General features: G+C 72.8%; 9 protein-coding genes. 3 read left to right on the top strand and 6 right to left on the bottom strand.

Features of this window, described 5'->3' with window-relative positions:
* Window positions 1-104 precede the first annotated feature (104 nt).
* Both QSK52_RS23720 and pulA read right to left on the bottom strand, forming a co-directional pair.
* Entirely contained in the window at window positions 105-2,456 is a 2,352-nt protein-coding gene (locus QSK52_RS23720) for a M4 family metallopeptidase (RefSeq protein ID WP_285738155.1), read from the bottom strand.
* 445 nt (window positions 2,457-2,901) lie between these two features.
* Window positions 2,902-8,478 carry a pullulanase-type alpha-1,6-glucosidase gene (gene pulA, locus QSK52_RS23715; RefSeq protein WP_285738154.1) on the bottom strand — a complete coding sequence of 1,859 codons (5,577 nt, stop codon included), beginning with the start codon at window positions 8,476-8,478 and terminating at the stop codon, window positions 2,902-2,904.
* Window positions 8,479-8,797: 319 nt separating this feature from the next.
* Here pulA and QSK52_RS23710 point away from each other — a divergent pair, with 319 nt between their 5' ends.
* On the top strand, window positions 8,798-9,748 hold the full coding sequence (locus QSK52_RS23710; protein ID WP_285738153.1) for a phosphatase PAP2 family protein: 951 nt from the start codon (window positions 8,798-8,800) through the stop codon (window positions 9,746-9,748).
* Window positions 9,749-9,872: 124 nt separating this feature from the next.
* Here QSK52_RS23710 and QSK52_RS23705 read toward each other — a convergent pair whose 3' ends face one another.
* Window positions 9,873-12,920 (bottom strand): bifunctional [glutamine synthetase] adenylyltransferase/[glutamine synthetase]-adenylyl-L-tyrosine phosphorylase, encoded by a 3,048-nt coding sequence (locus tag QSK52_RS23705; protein ID WP_285738152.1) that lies wholly within the window; start codon window positions 12,918-12,920, stop codon window positions 9,873-9,875.
* Window positions 12,921-13,075: 155 nt separating this feature from the next.
* On the opposite strand from QSK52_RS23705, the gene QSK52_RS23700 reads away from it, so the two are divergent.
* A complete protein-coding gene (locus QSK52_RS23700) occupies window positions 13,076-14,212 on the top strand; it encodes an acyltransferase family protein (protein WP_285738151.1) in 1,137 nt (378 codons plus the stop codon).
* A gap of 119 nt (window positions 14,213-14,331) precedes the next feature.
* On the opposite strand, the gene QSK52_RS23695 is transcribed toward QSK52_RS23700, so the two are convergent.
* The 3 genes from QSK52_RS23695 to glnA all read right to left on the bottom strand — a co-directional run bounded on the left by QSK52_RS23695 (window position 14,332) and on the right by glnA (window position 16,892).
* Entirely contained in the window at window positions 14,332-14,757 is a 426-nt protein-coding gene (locus QSK52_RS23695; protein ID WP_285738150.1) for a hypothetical protein, read from the bottom strand.
* 96 nt (window positions 14,758-14,853) lie between these two features.
* Entirely contained in the window at window positions 14,854-15,339 is a 486-nt protein-coding gene (locus QSK52_RS23690) for a hypothetical protein (RefSeq protein WP_285738149.1), read from the bottom strand.
* A 191-nt stretch (window positions 15,340-15,530) separates the two neighbouring features.
* Entirely contained in the window at window positions 15,531-16,892 is a 1,362-nt protein-coding gene (gene glnA, locus QSK52_RS23685) for a type I glutamate--ammonia ligase (RefSeq protein ID WP_285738148.1), read from the bottom strand.
* Window positions 16,893-17,181: 289 nt separating this feature from the next.
* Between glnA and QSK52_RS23680 the strand changes: the two genes are divergently transcribed.
* Window positions 17,182-18,927: an NAD+ synthase gene (locus QSK52_RS23680; protein WP_285738147.1), complete on the top strand. Its 1,746-nt coding sequence runs from the start codon at window positions 17,182-17,184 to the stop codon at window positions 18,925-18,927.
* The last annotated feature ends 27 nt before the right edge of the window (window positions 18,928-18,954 follow it).

Raw genomic sequence — 18,954 nt, 5'->3', positions numbered from 1 at the left:
GGGATCTCACCGTCCGGACGCCCCCGCGGGCCCGGACCGCCCGGACGCGCCGGGGCCCGGCAGCCGCTGCGGTGCGGCTGCCGGGCCCCGGCGGTCTACCGGGTTCAGCCGGTCTGGACGGCGGTGTCGTCGATCACGAAGGAGGTCTGCAGCGAGGAGTCCTCGACCGCGGTGAACTTCACCGTGACGCTCTGGCCCGCGTAGGCCGACAGGTCGATGCTCTTCTGGGTGTAGCCGGTGGCCGCGTTGACGTTCGAGTGGGTCGCGACCGTGGTGCCGTTGACGGTCACGGTCAGCTTGTCGTACGCGGTGCTGCCGGACTCGGCGGTGTCGATGTGCAGCCAGTAGCTGAAGGTGGCCTTGCAGCCGGCCGGGACGGTCACGGTCTGCGCGAGGGTGTCGGTGTGGGCGGAGCCGTAGCCGTCCATCCAGGCCTTCCAGGAGCCGCTGTGGGCGGCCTCGGAGGAGGAGTTGTCGACCACGCCGGAGGAGGCGGTCCAGGGGCTGGCGGTGCCGGTCTCGAAGCCGGGGTTGCCGAGCAGCTGGGTCGGGGTGCAGCCGGTGCCGCCGCCGGAGGTGACGGTCCAGGTGAAGGAGGCGGTGCCGGTCTTGTTGGCGGCGTCCTTGGCGGTGACGGTGACGTTGTACGTCCCGGCCGCGGTGGCGGTGCCGCTGATCAGGCCGGTGGAGGCGTTGATGGACAGCCCGGTGGGCAGGCCGGTGGCCGAGTAGCTGAGCGGCGCGGTGCCGCCGGTGGCCTTGATCTGCAGGCTGACGGCGCCGTTGACCGCGGTGGACTGGTTGCCCGGGCTGGTGACGGTCGGGCCGCCGGTGCTGGGCAGCGAGCCGACGTTGACGGCGGCCCAGGCGGTGGCGGTGGCGTTGTACTCGGCGGAGCCGGAGCCGTACAGGTCGGTGGCGGCGGAGAGCATGCCGGCCCGGGCGCTGGCGTAGTTGGTGGTGGAGGTCCAGTAGGTGGTGAGCGCCCGGTACCAGATGGCGGCGGCCTTGTCCCGGCCGATGCCGGTGACGGTGATGCCGTTGGCGGTCGGCGAGTTGTAGCTGACGCCGTTGATCGTCTTGGCGCCGCTGCCCTCGGCCAGCAGGTAGAAGAGGTGGTTGCCGACGCCGGAGGAGTAGTGGACGTCGAGGTTGCCGACGCCGCTGTACCAGGAGTCGGCCGAGGAGCCGTCCTTGGAGGGCTTGTCCATGTAGCGCAGCGGCGTGCCGTCGCCGTTGATGTTGATCAGCTCGCCGATCAGGTAGTCCGGGTTGTCCTTGGGCAGGTTCGCGTAGAACTCGACCATGGTGCCGAACACGTCCGAGGTGGACTCGTTGAGGCCGCCGGACTCGCCCGAGTAGTTCAGGCCCGCGGTGTTGGAGGTGACGCCGTGCGTCATCTCGTGGCCCGCGACGTCGAGTTCGGTCAGCGGGTGGGTGTTGGAGGCGCCGTCGCCGTAGGTCATGCAGAAGCAGCTGTCGTCCCAGAAGGCGTTGACGTAGTTGCTGCCGTAGTGGACCCGGCTGTACGCGCCGACACCGTCGTTGCGGATGCCGTTGCGGCCGAAGGTGTTCTTGTAGTAGTCCCAGGTCATCGCGACGCCGTAGTGGGCGTCGACGGCCGCGGACTCCTTGTTGGAGACGGTGCCGTCGCCCCAGCTGTCGGTGCTCTTCGAGTACAGCGTGCCGGTGCCGCTGGTCCCGTTGTTCAGGTTGGTGGTGTACATGTTGCCGCGGGTCGGGTCCTTGAGCTGGTAGTTGGAGCCCGACTGCGAGGTGCCGAGGGTGACGCTGCCGACGAAGACGCCGTTGCCGGTGCCGGTCTGCACGCCCTCCCACTTCTGGATCACGTCGCCGCTGGTGGCGTCGGTGACCACGTGGAGCTTGCTCGGGGTGCCGTCCTCCTGGACGCCGGAGACCACGGTCTCCCAGGCCAGCCGCGGGTGGTTGTCGGCGGCCCACACCACCAGGCGGGGCGCGGTCTCCAGGGCGGAGCCCGCCTGGGCGGCCAGCGCGGTGGCCTGGCCCTTGGCGGCGGCCAGCTTCGGGGTGGTGGACAGGCCGTCCAGCGAGGCGGTGGAGGCCCGGTCGACGCCCTTGGTGGTGCCGTTGGCGGCCTGGTGGACGATCAGGTCGCCGCCCAGGACGGGCAGTCCGCCGTAGGTGCGCTCGTAGCGGAAGTGCTGGGTGCCGTCGGCGTCCTTGGACGCGTCCTTGACCACCAGCTTCTCCTGGGCGCCCAGGCCCAGGCCCTGGGCGAAGGCGGCGGAGCGGCTGCCCGCGTCGGAGAGCAGTTGGGCCTGCCCGGCGGCGGCCTGCTGGGAGGCGACCTGGCCGGCCGGGGAGGGGGCGGCGGGGGCGGCCTGGGCCACGGCCACGGGGATCGCGGTCACCAGCAGGGCAGTGGTGGCCGCGAGGGCGGCCGTGCTCACGCGGACATGCGTGCGGCGAGACATGCGGGACTCCTTTACCGACCGTCGCGGGGTCACGAGCGGTGGAGAGAATCTGGCCGCGGTTGCGGCGCAGCGGGGGCCCCTGCCGCCGGTTCGCGGCGCGGGGTGCGTGCAGGTGCGCGGTGCGGGCACGCTGGGGTACGCGTGCCGGGCTGCGGCCGCCGGCGTCCTCGGGAGGAACCCACCGGCGGGGTGCGGGAGTTGGGGCTACCTGTCGGTTCGCAGCCGGGGGAATCGTGGCAGCAAACACCTCATGAATGACAGATGCATGCCATGGATTGACCGATTAGTGACCGCGCCGAGACCTCTCCGACGGCCCCTCATGGTCCGGCATGTGGGACGCATCCGGGAAGGCCGGGGCCAAACCTCTCCGCGCACCGTCGGTTTTCGGCCAACGCGCCGAGGGGCCCCACCCGGAGGTGAGGCCCCTGTTACCGCACGGAAACCATCAGTTCTGGACGAACACCGCCACCGTCCGGCCCGGCACCGTGAAGGTGCCCGAGGACGGGTCGAAGGACGCCTGCTTGACCACCGGGTCACTGCCCTTCGCCTGCACCTTGTGCAGCTCCTGCCTGCTGCCGCGCAGGCCCGCCACGGTCTGGGTCTGCGCGGTCGGGGTGGCGTTGAAGACCACCGTGATGCCCTTCTCGGCGCCCTTCAGCCCGGTGCCGTCCAGGTGCATGGTGATCACGCCCGGGTCCTCCCCCGCGGTGCCCGACAGCGGGAAGGACAGCCGGCGCTGCACCTCCGCCGTGCTGGCGAGGGCGAACAGCGGCGAGGACTGCCGGATCCTCAGGAACTGCTGGTAGATGGCGGTGCTGGCGCCCGTCTCGTTGCAGCCCATCCGCAGCTTCGGGTCGGCCAGCAGCTGCTTGTCGCGGGCCCACATCGACTGGTTGTCGGCCGCCATCGGCAGGCCGCGGCCCCAGCCGTTGCCGAGCCGGCAGTCCCAGTCGATCGCGTTGAACCAGTCGCCGGAGTCGAAGGAGTTGGCGTCCAGCGACTTCGAGCGCATCAGGTCGCTGCCCGCCTGGGCGAAGCCCGGACCCTGGCTCAGCGCGGTCAGCGACAGGCCCAGCGCCTGCATCCGGGCCCGGTCGGCGGGCGAGGTGCCCTGCGGCAGCTTGAACGCCAGCGCGTCGTACAGGTCCGCGTTGTCGTGCGCGTCCAGGTACTCCACCGCCTCGCCGGGGTTGGCCGCGTAGCCGGTCGGCGAGCCGTTGTAGTCGACGCCGCCGCCGGTGACCGGCTTGCCGCTGCTGTCGGTGAACCGGTACGCCGACAGGTTGCCGGTCAGGCCGACCTTGACCTGGTCCATCTGGTGCAGCAGCCGGGCCTTCTGCTGCTCGGGGGTGCCGTTGGCGTCCGAGCCGTTCGGGTCGGTGAACAGGCCGGAGGCGAAGCCCTGCTGCGGGGCCGAGGACAGCTCGTAGTTGCCGCCGCGTCCGGCGTCCCGGATCCGGTCGTTGAAGGTCGCGATGCCGGTCCCGGCCATGTTGGCCTGGGTGGCCTGGACGAACCGGGCGTCGTTCGCGACGGTGCCGAAGTTCCAGCCCTCGCCGTACAGGAAGACGTTCCTGCCGTCGACGCCGTCCTTCTGCGGGGTCAGCGCCCGCAGCGCCGACTGCACGTCCAGCATGGTCGACTTCGGGTCCAGGCCCATCAGGTCGAACCGGAAGCCGTCCACCCGGTACTGCTTGGCCCAGGTCACCACCGAGTCCACGACCAGCTTGTTCATCATCGCGTGCTCGGGCGCGGTGTCGGCGCAGCAGGAGTCGGTGGTGACCTTCCCGCTGTCGCTGAGCCGCTGGTAGTAGCCGGGGACGACCTTGTCGAGCACCGACTTGTCGTCCTGCCCGGCCGCCGCGGTGTGGTTGTACACCACGTCCAGCACCACCCGCAGGCCCGCCTCGTGCATCGCCTGCACCATCGCGCGGAACTGCTCGGAGCGCGCCGTCCCGTTCGGGTCGGTGGCGTACGAGCCCTCCGGCACGGTGTAGTGCAGCGGGTCGTAGCCCCAGTTGTAGGCGTCGTCGGCCTGCACCGCCGCCACGCACTCCTGCTGCTTCTCGGAGTCGGCGGCCAGCGCGGACAGGTCGCAGGCCGGGAGCTTCTGGTCGGCCCGGTTCTCCCGGATGGTGGCGATGTCGAAGGTCGGCAGCAGGTGGATCGTGGTCACCCCGGCCCCGGCCAGCTCCTTCAGGTGCTGCATGCCCGCCGACCTGGACTGCGTGAACGCCAGGTAGGTGCCCCGCTCGTCGGCCGGCACGGTGCTGTCGCCGACCGAGAAGTCCCGCACGTGCAGCTCCTGGATCTGCTGCTTCACCGCCGGGATCGCCTCCGGGCTGCGGTGCTGGTCCCAGCCCTTGGGCTTGGTCGCGGCCGAGGACAGGTCGGCGACCAGGCTCCGCCTGGAGTCGGCGGACAGTGCGGTCGAGTACGGGTCGGTGACCAGGTTGGTGACCACCTGCTGCACGCTCGGCGCCCACACCTTCACCTGGTACAGGTAGTACCGGCCGTCCAGGTCCTTGGCGTCCCCGGTCAGCGACCAGACGCCGGACGCGTCGTCGCGCTTCAGCGGCACCGTCCGCGGGCTGCCGCCGCTCGCCTTGTCGAACAGCTGCACCGCCACCTCGGTCGCGGTCGGCGCCCACAGCGACAGCGTCACCTTCCGCTTGTCGCCCTTGCCCTTCCCGTTCCCGTTGTTGCCCTTGCCGTCGCCCTCCGAGTACACCGGGCCGAGCTGCGCCGAGGCCGCCTTGCCCGCGTACAGGTCGTCCAGCACGCCGGGGGTCTGCACGCCGGTCGCCGCGAGCGGCGCGCCGTTCGGCAGGTGCTCGGTGAAGACCAGCTGGCTGCGCAGCGCGTTCGTGGTCCGGCCCGCGTCGCGCGGGTCGACGGTGAACGCCCGGTACCCGGCCAGGTGCGGGAACTTCGCCTTCTGGGCGTCGGTGAGGCCGGCGGCCGGGGTGAGCCGGATCCAGTGGCCGGGCTTGGAGAGCACGCCCTTGTCGACGGTCAGCCCGCCCTCGGGGTCGTAGATCAGCTGGGCGCTGGTGCCGCCCTTCAACTGGGCGTCCGCCGCACCGTAGTTGGCGGGCACCACGACGGTGTTCGCGTCGATCCACTGGGCCTTCGCCGAGCCCAGGTCGAGCTGCGAGGAGGTGCCCGCGCTCTGCGGCAGCAGGTAGCCCTCCTGGCCGCCGATGATCCAGATCTCCCGGCCGGAGGTGGCGAAGTTCAGCGACTGGTCCTGCGGCAGGTCCTTGTCGCCGCCGTTGTGGATGATGTAGCTGAGGCTGGTCGCGCCCGCGGCCAGCGGCACCTCGAAGACCGCGCCGAACGCGTCCTGCCGGGCGGGCATCAGCGGGTTGCCCCAGTCGGTGGGCGTGGCCGCACCGGTCCAGTCGTGCAGGCCCCAGCCGGTGTAGTTGCCGTCGGCCCGCCGGTAGTGGATGACCGCCTTGCCCTCCGGCACCGGCTGCGCGGCGTCCGGGTTCGCGGTGCGGACGGTGGCGTCGCCCTCCTTGATCCACACCTCGCCGGTGGCGGAGATGTCGATGTGCCGGTCCTGGTCGACGTCCTTGGTGCCGTTCTTCTCCACCACGAACCCGACGTCGGAGGCCCCGCCCTTGAGCTTCACGTACGCGAACGCCCCGTACGCGTCCCGCCCGACGAAGCCGTGGCCCTCCGGCCAGGTGGTCGCCTCGCCGTCGGCGATGTCGCCCCAGGTGTACAGGTTCCAGCCGTCGTAGTTCCCGTCCTGCCGCTGGTAGTGCACCACCGCGTACTCGCGCGAGACCGCGCTGGGCGCGGGCGTCGGGGCCTGCTGCCCGGTGGTGAACTGCCCGGTGGTGGAGGCCAGTCGGCCCGCCGAGTCCTCGACGACCGCCTTGAACCGCACGACGGTGCCCGGCGCGACCCCGTCCAGGTTCTGCGTCACCTTGAAAGTGACATGGCCGGCAGAGCCGGACGCCCCGTTGTCGGCGGTCCCCAGCGTCTGCCAGGCGCCGTCGCCGACCTGCGCGGCGAAGGTGACCCGGTTGAACCCGCCGCCGGGCACGTCGGCGCCCAGCGTGACGGTGCCGTACGAGCCGTCGGCGGGCGCGACGGCCGTGATCGACGGACCGGCCGCGGGCTTGGCCAGCTTGTGCTTCGCCTTCAGCACCAGCGAGGACATCGCCGGGACGGTGACCGTCACCCTGCCGTCCGCGCCGCTGGTGACCTTGCCCTGGAACCCGTACAGGCCGTCGAAGTCCATGCCCGCGGAGAAGGTGTCCAGCGTGACGGTCTTCGCCTCGGCCGCGTTGTTGACCGCCGCGAGGTACTCGACCTGCTCCTTGGCGTCGATCCGGGAGAACGCGTACACGCCCGGCCCGTCCGCCGCGTACCGCTCGACCTGCGCGCCGTCGGCCAGCGCCGGGTGGTCCTTGCGCAGCTTCGCCAGGCCCGCGATGCCCCGGTAGAGCGGGCCGTCGGTGCCGTAGCGGTCCTTCGAGCCGGAGGTGCCGCCGATGACGGTGTCGGTGTTGTACGAGGGGGTCTTCGAGGCGAACATGTCCTGCCGGGCGTCCTTGTCGCCGCCCGCGCCGGTGAAGCCCTGCTCGTCGCCGTAGTAGACCACCGGCTGGCCGCGGGTGAGGAACTGCAGCTCGTTGGCGAGCCGGTCCTTGGCCAGCAGCGCCTCGTTCGAGGCCCCCGGGTTGTCGCTCTGCAGGAAGGAGCCGAAGCGGCCCATGTCGTGGTTGCCGAGGAAGGTCGGCAGCTCGTAGGCGTCGGTGTCGGCGGTGGTGTACCGGTAGTCCTGCGCGTACAGCTCGCTGAGCGCCTTGGCCGAGCCGTTCTGCGAGACGTACTTGCGGGCCGCCTCCTGGAACGCGAAGTCCAGGGTGGCCTGCAGCTTGCCCTTGGTGACGTACGGGGAGGTGACGGCCGGGTCGCCCGAGTACACCTCGCCGAACATGAAGAACTTCTTGTTGCCCTGCTGCGCGGCGAACTGCTTCAGCGCGGGCGCCCACTGCTCCCAGAACGCCAGGTTGACGTGCTTGACGGTGTCGATCCGGAAGCCGTCGACGCCGGTCTCGGCGACCCACTGCTGGTAGATCTTCTCCATCCCCGCGACGACCTTCGGGTTCTGGGTGTCCAGGTCGTCCAGGCCGGAGAAGTCGCCCTCGGTCGCGGACTCGCCGACGAAGGTCGAGTTGCCGCGGTTGTGGTACAGCGACGGGTCGTTCAGCCAGGACGGGGTCTTGGCCGTCTCGCCCGCCCGGTCGCGGAAGACCGGGGTGTAGGGGAAGGAGTCCTTGCCGGTGCTCGGCCACTGCGCCCGGGCGTCGGCGATCGCGGTCTCGTCGACCGGGTTGCCGTCCGCGTCCAGGGTCGGGTAGGCGCCCTCGGTGCGGTAGTCGTACGTCTTCTCCGCGTAGTCGATGACGTCCGCGGTGTGGTTGGTGATGACGTCGAAGAAGACCTTGATGCCGCGCTTGTGCGCCTTGTCGATCAGCTCCTTGAGCTGGGCGTTGGTGCCGAAGTGCGGGTCGACCTGGGTGAAGTCGGTGATCCAGTAGCCGTGGTAGCCGGCCGAGGCGTCCGCCCCCGCGCCCTGCACGGGCTGGTTCTTGAAGATCGGCGCCATCCAGATCGCGGTGGTGCCGAGGTCCTGGATGTAGTCGAGCCTGTCGATCAGGCCCTGCAGGTCGCCGCCGTGGTAGAAGCCCTTGTCGGCCGGGTCGAGGCCGTTGTCCATCCGGCCGCCGGTGATCCCGCCGGTGTCGTTGCCGGTGCTGCCGTTGGCGAAGCGGTCCGGCAGCACGAAGTAGAACTGCTCGCGGGTCAGGTCGTGCCGGGTCGCGGTGGCCGCCAGGTCCTTGTCGGACGGCGGGGCGGGCGGCGTCGCGGCCGCGGCGGCCAGCGGGACGGCGCCCAGGGTCGCGGCGATCAGCGAGGCGGCGACCAGGACGGCGGCCCGTCCGGGCCGGCGGTACGGGGTGGTGCGGCGCTGGGGGCGGTACGGGGCGTCGGCCACGGCAGGGCTCTCCCTCGGGGGCGCTCGGGCAAGGGTGGGTGGCGTGGAACCTAGCGCTCTGCAAGATGTTTCAGCAAGATGCAAAAAGGGTTTCGGCAGCGAGTCATACCGAGTCGTGACCTGAGCCCCGCCCCGGCCGCCCCAACGGTCCGCACCCGAACCGGACCCCGGTTCGACCCCTCGTCACCCGCGCGCCACAATGGAGCGCATGCGCCTCGAAAACCGATCTACCCCTACCCCCGTAGGGGGACAGTCGGTGAAGAATCCCCGACCAGAGGATGAGCAAGCGGCCACACCTGGTCTGGCAGACTTCTCCCCCATGGGGGAACCGACCGAGATCCAGACAGCCGGCGCCGAACGTGCCGACCGGACCACGCACGGCGGTTCCGACCCGGGCCCGGAGCACACCCCCCGCACGCCCGCCGGAGCCACCCGCGTCGCCCAGTCGCCCGCCGCCGCCGTCCGCAGCCGCCTGCGCGAGCAGCGCCGCACCCCGCGCCGCCCGCACCTGCTCTTCGAGCTCGCCCTGATCGGCCTCAGCTACTGGCTGTACTCGCTGGTCCGCAACGCGGTCCCCGAGCAGGCCTCGATCGCCCAGCAGCACGCCACCTGGGTCTGGAACCTGGAGCACACCCTCGGCATCGCCGTCGAGCGCTCCGTCAACCACGGCGTGAACTCGGTCACCTGGCTCATCGTCGGGATGAACTACTACTACGCCACCCTGCACTTCATCGTCACCATCGGCGTGCTGGTCTGGCTCTACCGCTCCCACCCCGGCCGCTACGCCGCCTCCCGGACGGTGCTGTTCGTCACCACCGGCATCGCCCTGGTCGGCTTCTACTGCTTCCCGCTGGCCCCGCCCCGCCTGATGACCGGCGGCGGCTTCGTCGACACCGTCACCCTCCACCAGACCTGGGGCTCGCTCGCCTCCGGCGCGGGCGCGCACGTCTCCAACCAGTACGCCGCGATGCCCTCCATGCACATCGGCTGGTCCACCTGGTGCGGCCTCACCATCTTCTTCCTGGCCCGCCGCACCTGGGTCCGCCTGCTGGGCCTCGCCTACCCCCTGGTCACCCTCAGCGTGATCGTCTCCACCGCCAACCACTTCTGGCTGGACGCGGTCGGCGGCCTGCTCTGCCTGGCGGTCGGCTTCCTCGCCGCCCGGCTGACCTACCACACCTGGGTCTACCGCCTGCCCCGCAAGCCTGGCGACCCGGTCGACCGGGAGCTCACCGTCCCCGCCCAGTGGGACACCAAGGTCAGCGCGTAGCCGACGCGCGCGAAACCAGGGCGCGGGGAACCGCGCGACCGGTCACGCACCTCCCGAAGGACCGCGGCACGGGACGGAGCACCGTCCTGCGCCGCGGTCCCGCTGTGCGTCCGGGGCCCTGGCGCTACTCCGCTCCGTAGAACAGCCGCTCCACCACCCGGCGCGCCCGCCGCGTCGTCCGCCGGTACTCGTCCACCAGCTCCCCCGAGTGCCCCACTCCGTACCCCAGGTAGCGCGCCACCCCCGCCAGCTCCCGCGCGTCGCCGGGGAAGCTGTCCCCCGCCCGGCCGCGCACCAGCATCACCGCGGCCCGCACCCGCGAGGCCAGCACCCAGGCCGCGTCCAGCACCTGCGCGTCCTCGCGGTCGACCAGCCCGGCCTCCGTCGCGGCGGCCAGCGCGGCCCGGGTGCGGGTGGTGCGCAGGGCGGGCAGCTCGTGGCCGTGCCGCAGCTGCAGCAGCTGGACCGTCCACTCGACGTCCGCCAGCCCGCCGCGGCCGATCTTGGTGTGGGTGGTGGGGTCGGCGCCGCGCGGCAGCCGCTCGGACTCGATCCGGGCCTTGATCCGGCGGATCTCCATGAGGTCCCGGTCGGGGACGCCCGTGGCGGGGTAGCGCAGCGGGTCGACCAGGGCGCAGAAGCGCGCCCCCAGCTCCTCGTCCCCGGCCGCCGCCTCGGCGCGCAGCAGCGCCTGGCTCTCCCAGGCGTGCGACCAGCGCGCGTAGTAGGCCGCGTACGAGCTGAGGGTGCGCACCAGCGGGCCGTTGCGGCCCTCGGGCCGCAGGTCGGCGTCGACCAGCAGCGGGGGTTCGACCGACGGGGCGGCCAGCAGGGTGCGCAGTTCGCCGACCACCTCGCGGGCGACCCGCGCCGCGTCCTCGTCGCGGACGCCGGGCCGCGGCTCGTGGACGAACAGCACGTCCGCGTCGGAGCCGTAGCCGAGTTCGTGGCCGCCGTAGCGGCCCATCGCGACGATCGCGATCCGGGTGGGCAGTTCGCCGTTGCGGGCCTCCCAGCCGTTGCCCGCGGCGCGCAGCGCGCCCTGCAGGGTGGCGGTGGTGATCGAGGTGAGGGCCTCGCCCGCGAGGTCGAGGGCGCGGGCCGGGTCCTCCTCCAGGCGGCCGAGCACGTCGGCGGCGGCGGTGCGGAACAGTTCGCGGCGCCGCACGGCCCGGGCGGCGGCGACCGCGGCGGCCGGGTCGGCGGCCCGGCCGACGGCGGCCAGCACCTCCGCCTCCAGGGCGGCCCGGCCGCGCGGCACCAGGCCGCCGACGTCGCCGAGCATGGCGACCGCCTCGGGGGCGCGCAGCAGCAGGTCGGGGGCGAGGCGCCCGGCGGACAGGACGCGGGCGAGCTGTTCGGCGGCGGCGCCCTCGTCGCGCAGCAGCCGCAGGTACCAGGGGGTGCGGCCGAGCGCGTCGGAGACCTGGCGGAAGTTGAGCAGCCCGGCGTCCGGGTCGGCGGAGTCGGCGAACCAGCCGAGCAGCACCGGCAGCAGGGTGCGCTGGATCGCGGCCTTGCGGCTGACGCCGGACGCGAGCGCGGAGATGTGCCGCAGCGCGGCGGCCGGGTCGGCGTAGCCGAGGGCGGCCAGGCGCTGCTTGGCGGCCTCGGCGCTGAGCCCGGCGGCACCGGAGCCGGTGACCCGCAGTTCGGCGACCGGCAGTTCGGCGACGGCGTCCAACAGCGGCCGGTAGAACAGCCGCTCGTGCAGCCGCCGCACCTCCACCGCGTGCCGCCGCCACGCGCGCTGCAGCGCGGCGACCGGGTCGTCGCCCCGGGTGTCGCCCTGGATCAGCGGGGCCATGGTGCGGGCCAGGCGGCGCAGGTCGGCCGGGTCGGTGGGCATCAGGTGGGTGCGGCGCAGCCGCTGGAGCTGGATCCGGTGCTCCAGGGTCCGCAGGAAGCGGTACGCGGCGTCCAGCGAGGCGGCGTCGGCCCGCCCGACGTAGCCCCCGGCGCTGAGCGCGGCCAGCGCCTCCAGCGTGTTGCCGCTGCGCAGCGCCTCGTCGGTGCGCCCGTGCACGAGCTGCAGCAGCTGGACGGCGAACTCGACGTCGCGCAGGCCGCCGGGGCCGAGCTTCAGCTGCCGGTCGACCTCCCCGGCCGGGATCGCGTCGACCACCCGGCGGCGCATCTGCTGGACGTCGGTGACGAAGTTCTCCCGGGCCGCGGCCTGCCACACCAGCGGGGCGATGGCCCCGGCGTAGGCGCGGCCGAGCTCGGCGTCGCCGGCGATCGGGCGGGCCTTCAGCAGGGCCTGGAACTCCCAGGTCTTGGCCCAGCGCTGGTAGTAGGCGAGGTGGCTGGCCAGGGTGCGCACCAGCGGGCCGTTGCGGCCCTCGGGGCGCAGGTTGGCGTCGACCGGCCAGATGGTGCCCTCGCCGGTGGTGGCGGAGCACAGCCGCATCGCGTGCGCGGCGAGCCGGGTGGCGGCCTGCACGGCCCCGTGCTCCTCGACGCCCTCCCGGGCCTCCGCGACGAAGATCACGTCCACGTCGGAGACGTAGTTGAGCTCCCGGCCGCCGCACTTGCCCATCCCGATCACGGCCAGGCGGCAGGCCGCGGCGGCGTCCGGGTCCTGCTCGGCGGCGATGTCCAGGGCGGTCTGCAGGGTGGCGCCGGCCAGGTCGGCGAGCTCGGCGGCGGCCTGCGGCAGGTCGGTGGTGCCGGACAGGTCGCGGGCGGCGATGGCCAGCAGGCAGCGCCGGTAGGCGGCGCGCAGCGCGTCGGCCCGGTCGGCGTCCGGCTCGGCCCACACCCGGCGGGTGAGCTCGCCGAGGAAGTCACCGCGTCCGGGGTGGATGTCGCGCAGTTCGAAGGAGACCAGGGCGTGCCAGTCGCGGGGGTGCCGGGCCAGGTGGTCGGCGAGGGCGGTGGAGGCGCCCAGGACGCCCAGCAGCCGGTCGCGCAGCGGCTTGGAGGCGGTCAGGGTGTCGCGCAGGGTGTGCCGCTCGTGCGGGTCCAGCGCCTCCAGCAGCCGGGCCAGGCCCAGCAGCGCCTGGTCCGGGTCGGCGGCGGCGCCCAGCGCGTCCAGCAGCACCGGGTCGGCGGCGAGGCCGTGCAGCGCCGGTTCGCCGAGCAGCCGCACCGCCTGGTCCGGATCGGAGAAGCCCCGCCGCACCAGTCGGGTCTCCAACCGGCTGACCCGGCTCCCGGCCCGTTCCTCCACCGTCGTCCCGCCTCCCGTGGCCTGCTGCCCGCTGCTCTGCTGCCCTGAGCGTACGTTCCCACCGGCCCCGGCCGCGCCCCGTGACGCACCGTCAACCGGTTCCCCTCGTCGGCCGCCGCCCGTGACACCCCACCACCCGGCTCGTTGGCCACGGCGTGACCCCCCTGCGGATACCGCCGCCCGCCCGGCTCCCCTCCCTCACCGGCCTGCGCTTCCTCGCCGCCCTGCTGGTCGTCTGCTACCACCTCTCCCGCCAGGTCGGCCCGCTGCCGGTGCTCAGCCCCCTCGCCTGGTACGGGCGTTCCGGCGTGACGTTCTTCTTCGTGCTGTCCGGCTTCGTGCTCGCCTGGACGTACGCGGACGCCCCCGTCCCGGCCTGGCGCTTCCACCGCCGCCGCCTCGCCCGGATCTGGCCGCTGCACGCCCTGACCACCGGCGCCTCGCTCGCCGTGTACGCGGCGCTCGGCGCGGCGGTGCCGGTCACCGCGGCGCTGTGGTCGCTGCCGCTGCTGCACCCGTGGGGGCGGAGCACCGTGATGGGCGGCAACCCGGCGGGCTGGTCGCTCGGCGACGAGGCCTGGTTCTACCTGCTCCTCCCGCTCCTGCTACGGCTGCGGCCCGGCCTGCGCACCGCCGCCCTGTGCTGCGCCGCCGGCCCGCTGCTGTGGCTGGCCGGGTCCGCCGTCGCCGACCCCGGGCTGCGCAGCTGGCTGCTGGACTACCTGCCGCTGAGCCGCACCCCGCAGTTCCTGCTCGGCGTCGCCCTGGGCCTCGCCGTCCGCCGCGGCCGGCTGCCCGTCCTGCCGCTGCTCCCCACCGTCCTCGCCGTGGCCGCCTTCCACCTGGCCCTCGTCCCCTGGCACCGCGCCGTCCCCGACCCCGCCTGGCACAGCCCCTACAGCGCCTCCCAGCTCCTCTCCGCCCCGCTGTTCGCCGCCCTGATCACCGCCACCGCCCAGGCCGACCTCCACCGCCCCCGCGGCCCGCTCGCCCGCCGCCCCTGGACCCTGCTCGGCGACTGGTCCTTCGCCTGGTACCTGGTCCACGAGATCACCTTCCGCCCCTGGCTCCACCACTACGGCCACCCCGCCCCCGGCCTCCCCACCGCCACCACCTGGCTCCTCCTCACCACCGCCTCCCTCGCCCTGGCCGCCGCCCTCCACCACCTCGTCGAGCACCCCCTCGAACGCCTCCTCCGCGACCGCCCACCCCACCGCCCCACCCGCTCCCCCCGCGTGGTCCGGCCCCGCCCGGCCCCCGCCCCGTCCCCGCAGCGCGCCCGCAGGCGGTGACCCTGCCCCGGCCGCCCCGCGTGGAGCGCGTACGGCTGGTTCATCTACCCACCCCCCAGGCCGTCCGCTCGTACGTCGAGGCCCCTTCCTGCCGCCGCTCCGATCTCGCGCGGGAAGCGCTACCGCGCCTGCCGCCACGGCTCCGCGAAGACCGTGTAGAAGTGCGGCAGGCTGTCCTCGGGCCCGTTGTCCAGCCGGCGGAACACCTTTCCGATCGGATTGCCCACCTGCCCGCTCGGCAGGTCCACCACCAGCGGGAACCCGAAGGCCACCGCCTCGGCGCCGTCCACGCCGCGCCAGGTCGCGCCGCCCTGGCGGACCATCACCTCGCCGACGTAGCAGCCGAACCCGAACAGCGTCTCGCCGACCTGCCCACTGACGATCCCGCTCGCCCGGAACTCCTCGATGATCCCGTCGACCACTGCCAGGCTCTCCACCGAGTAGTCCAGCCGCACCCCGCTCACCCGCGCCGCCGACGCCACGATGTCCGCCGCGAACCTACCGGCGTTCCCCGCCTCCGGCGCGTACCGCAACCGCAACTCCATCCGCCCTCCCGGCCCGTGACGCTCCTCGGGGTTCCGCTTCCCCCCGCCCCGCCCCCGTACACGGGCCGCCCCGAAACGACCGGCCCTCAGCCGGGCTCACCGCTCACCGTCCGCGCCGATCCCCTGCCCCGTCGCCGGTCGGAACGTCTCACGTCCGGGCCCCTCGGATGCGATCTCGAAGCCGGACGCCTCGTCCCATGCGACCGCTCCCCACAGCGCGGTCACCGCGGCCCAAATACGTTCCACCAGGGGCCAATCGGGGGCGTCCCCGCTGAGGGTGACGGTGGCAAGCAGATCGCACCCCCAGATGCCCCGCTCGTCATCCGGTGAGGCGGCGATCACCGATTCGGCGATCACCGCGACGCCCACGTGCACTTCGAGCGTCAGCAGATCCCCGACCGGCCTCTCACCGGCGGCGCTCATCGTGCCGAGCCTGAACGCCGCCACCGAGTCGACGAAGGGACCCAACCACTCGCCGCACAACGGTTCGCCGGTCTCCAGCAGGTGGTCGAGCAGACGGTCCAGTGCCTCGTCCCCTCTCTTCTCTCCCGATCGGCAGAAGAAGCTGAGTCGATAGGCCATGACTCCCCGTTCCGTGCACCTGGCTGGCGGTTCCGGCCCCAGCCTCCTGCGCCGAACCCGCCCAGGGCAACCGAGGCAACGCCCGCCGTCGGCCCGCACGCACGGGGCGGACCACCCGGGACAGGAGAGGGGCCCCGGCCCGGCGCGGTGTCGCTACCAGGCCCGGGGCCCCTCCGTCGTCCGCGCAGGGCCTACAGCACCTGGAGCACCTTGCGCAGCTCGAACGGCGTGACCTCCGAGCGGTACTCCTCCCACTCCTGGCGCTTGTTGCGCAGGAAGAAGTCGAAGACGTGCTCGCCCAGGGTCTCGGCGACGAGTTCGCTGCGCTGCATCAGGTCGATGGCCTCGCCGAGGTTCTGCGGCATGGGCTGGATGCCGAGGGCGCGGCGCTCGGCGTCCGTCAGGGCCCAGACGTCGTCGTCGGCGCCGGGGGGGAGTTCGAGGTTGTCCTCGATGCCCTTGAGGCCGGCGGCGAGGGTGACGGCGTAGGCGAGGTAGGGGTTGCAGCCGGTGTCGAGGGAGCGGACCTCGATGCGGGTGGAGCCCTGCTTGCCGGGCTTGTACATGGGGACGCGGATGAGGGCGGAGCGGTTGTTGTGGCCCCAGCAGATGTAGGAGGGGGCCTCGCCGCCGGCACCGGCGGTGCGCTGGGAGCCGCCCCAGATGCGCTTGTAGGAGTTGACCCACTGGTTGGTGACGGCGGCGGTCTCGGCGGCGTACTTGAGCAGGCCGGCGATGAAGGAGCGGCCGACCTTGGAGAGCTGGTACTCGGCGCCGGACTCGTGGAAGGCGTTGCGGTCGCCCTCGAAGAGGGAGACGTGGGTGTGCATGCCGGAGCCGGGGAAGTGCGAGAACGGCTTGGGCATGAAGGAGGCGTGGACGCCCTGTTCGAGGGCGACCTCCTTCATGACCAGGCGGAAGGTCATGATGTTGTCGGCGGTGGAGAGCGCGTCGGCGTACCGGAGGTCGATCTCCTGCTGGCCGGGGGCGCCCTCGTGGTGGCTGAACTCGACCGAGATGCCCATGGATTCGAGCATGGTGATGGCCTGGCGGCGGAAGTCGTGGCCGATGCCGCGGGGGGTGTGGTCGAAGTAGCCGGACTGGTCCGCGGGGGTCGGCGCGGAGCCGTCGCCGGGGAGGTCCTTGAGGAGGAAGAACTCGATCTCGGGGTGGGTGTAGAAGGTGAAGCCGAGGTTGGAGGCCTTCTCCAGGGTGCGCTTGAGGACGTAGCGCGGGTCGGCGTAGGAGGGGGAGCCGTCGGGCATCAGGATGTCGCAGAACATCCGGGCGGTGCCGGGGTTCTCGGAGCGCCACGGCAGTATCTGGAAGGTGGTCGGGTCCGGCTTCGCGATCATGTCGGACTCGTAGACCCGGGCGAAGCCCTCGATCGCCGAGCCGTCGAAGCCGATGCCCTCGTCGAAGGCCTGCTCCAGTTCCGCCGGGGCCACCGCGACCGACTTGAGGAACCCGAGCACGTCGGTGAACCACAGTCGGACGAACCGGATGTCACGCTCCTCGAGCGTGCGAAGCACGAACTCCTGCTGCTTGCCCATGGGGACAGTCTCACCTCTGCTCTTTACGCCCGTGTTACGCCGCCCGCACCGGCCGGCCCGGCCCGGCGAAGACCTCGCCCGGACCGCGTCGTCACCCATCATGGCGGATCTTCGGCCGCTTGCCGATCCCTGACCGCCGCCGGGAGGGCGGGACCGGGGGCGGCCCGGGCGGAGCCGGAGGACAGGCGGGGCGGCGCCTGGCGTCCGCCGGGCGTCCGCCGGGCGCGCGGCGTGCCGACGGGGGGCACCCCCGCGACATAGCGTCAGTTAGACGATTACACTCGGGGGCATGCCGAATCTGCGTCTCGCCCTGTGCCAGATCGACCCCTGGGTCGGTGACCTCGCCCGCAACAGCGAGGAGGTGCTGCGCTGGTCGAAGCGGGCCGCCGAGTCCGGCGCCGACCTGATCGCCTTCCCGGAGATGGTGCTGACCGGGTACCCGGTGGAGGACCTGGCCTTCCGCCGCTCGTTCGTCGAGGGCTCGCGCGCCGCGCTGGTCGACCTGGCGGCGAAGCTGCAGGCCGAGGGCCTGGGCGACGTCCCGGTGGTGGTGGGCTACCTGGGCCGCGGCGAGCCGGGCACCCGGTACGCGGGCAAGCCGCAGAACTGCGCGGCGGTGCTGCGCGGCGGCGAGGTGGTGACCAGGTTCGCCAAGCACTTCCTGCCGAACTACGGCGTGTTCGACGAGTACCGGTACTTCGTGCCGGGCGACCAGCTGACGGTGCTGCGCCTGCACGGCGTGGACGTGGCGCTGGCGATCTGCGAGGACATCTGGCAGGAGGGCGGCCGGGTCGCGGCCACCGGCCAGGCGGGTGCGGGCCTGCTGCTGTCGATCAACGGCTCGCCGTACGAGCGCGACAAGGACGACGTGCGGCTGGAGCTGGTCCGGCGCCGGGCGGCCGAGGCGGGCTGCCCGCTGGTGTACCTGAACATGGTGGGCGCGCAGGACGAGCTGGTCTTCGACGGCGAGTCGATGGTCGTCACCAAGGACGGCGAACTGCTGGCCCGCGGGCCGCAGTTCGCGGAGGCGCTGCTGGTGGTCGACCTCGACCTGCCGGCCGCGGACGAGGACGGCCTGCCGGACGGCACGGTCCTCGCCGACGGCCTGAAGCTGACCAGGGTCGACCTGGGCGGCGCGCCGAAGGAGCGGCCCGCGCAGCCGCTGGAGCCGCAGGTCAGCGAGCGGCTGGACGACGAGGCCGAGGTGTACGCGGCACTGGTCGAGGGCACCCGGGCGTACGTCCGCAAGAACGGGATGCGCTCGGTGCTGATCGGCCTGTCCGGCGGCATCGACTCGGCGCTGGTCGCGGCGATCGCGGTGGACGCGATCGGCGCGGAGAACGTGTACGGCGTCTCGATGCCCTCGCGCTACTCCTCGCAGCACTCCCGGGACGACGCCGCCGAGCTGGCCCGCCGCACCGGCCTGCACTTCCGCACGGTGTCGATCGCCCCGATGTTCGACGCGTACATGGGCGCCACCGAGCTGACCGGCCTGGCCGAGGAGAACCTGCAGTCCCGGCTGCGCGGCACGCTGCTGATGGCGATCTCCAACCAGGAGGGGCAGCTCGTCCTGGCGCCGGGCAACAAGAGCGAGCTGGCGGTCGGCTACTCGACGCTGTACGGCGACTCGGTGGGCGCGTACGGGCCGATCAAGGACGTCTACAAGACGCTGATCTTCAAGCTGGCGCGCTGGCGCAACGCGGCGGCCGAGGCCCGCGGCGAGGTGCCGCCGATCCCGGAGAACACCATCTCCAAGCCGCCGTCCGCCGAGCTGCGGCCGGACCAGGTGGACACCGACTCGCTGCCCGACTACGACCTGCTGGACGCCGTCCTGACCAGGTACGTGGAGGGCGACGAGGGGCGGGACGCGATCGTCGCCGCCGGGTTCCCGGCCGAGGTGGTGGACCGGGTGGTGCGGCTGGTGGACACCGCCGAGTACAAGCGGCGGCAGTACCCGCCGGGCCCGAAGGTCTCGCCGAAGAACTTCGGCCGCGACCGTCGCCTGCCCATCACCAACCGCTGGCGGCAGGGCTGAGGGGACCGCGGCGGGCGGGTGGGCGGC

Source organism: Kitasatospora phosalacinea, from assembly GCF_030268885.1.
GTDB classification, from domain to species: domain Bacteria; phylum Actinomycetota; class Actinomycetes; order Streptomycetales; family Streptomycetaceae; genus Kitasatospora; species Kitasatospora phosalacinea_C.
The sequence above is the reverse complement of the archived record's forward strand: the minus strand, read 5'-3'. Positions and strand labels throughout refer to the sequence as shown.

Excerpts from the sequence above, each read along its gene's own strand:
- QSK52_RS23695 (WP_285738150.1), bottom strand. The coding sequence starts at position 14,757 with ATGGAGTTGCGGTTGCGGTACGCGCCGGAGGCGGGGAACGCCGGTAGG.
- QSK52_RS23710 (WP_285738153.1), top strand. The coding sequence starts at position 8,798 with ATGGGGGAACCGACCGAGATCCAGACAGCCGGCGCCGAACGTGCCGAC.
- glnA (WP_285738148.1), bottom strand. The coding sequence starts at position 16,892 with ATGGGCAAGCAGCAGGAGTTCGTGCTTCGCACGCTCGAGGAGCGTGAC.
- QSK52_RS23680 (WP_285738147.1), top strand. The coding sequence starts at position 17,182 with ATGCCGAATCTGCGTCTCGCCCTGTGCCAGATCGACCCCTGGGTCGGT.
- QSK52_RS23690 (WP_285738149.1), bottom strand. The coding sequence starts at position 15,339 with ATGGCCTATCGACTCAGCTTCTTCTGCCGATCGGGAGAGAAGAGAGGG.
- QSK52_RS23720 (WP_285738155.1), bottom strand. The coding sequence starts at position 2,456 with ATGTCTCGCCGCACGCATGTCCGCGTGAGCACGGCCGCCCTCGCGGCC.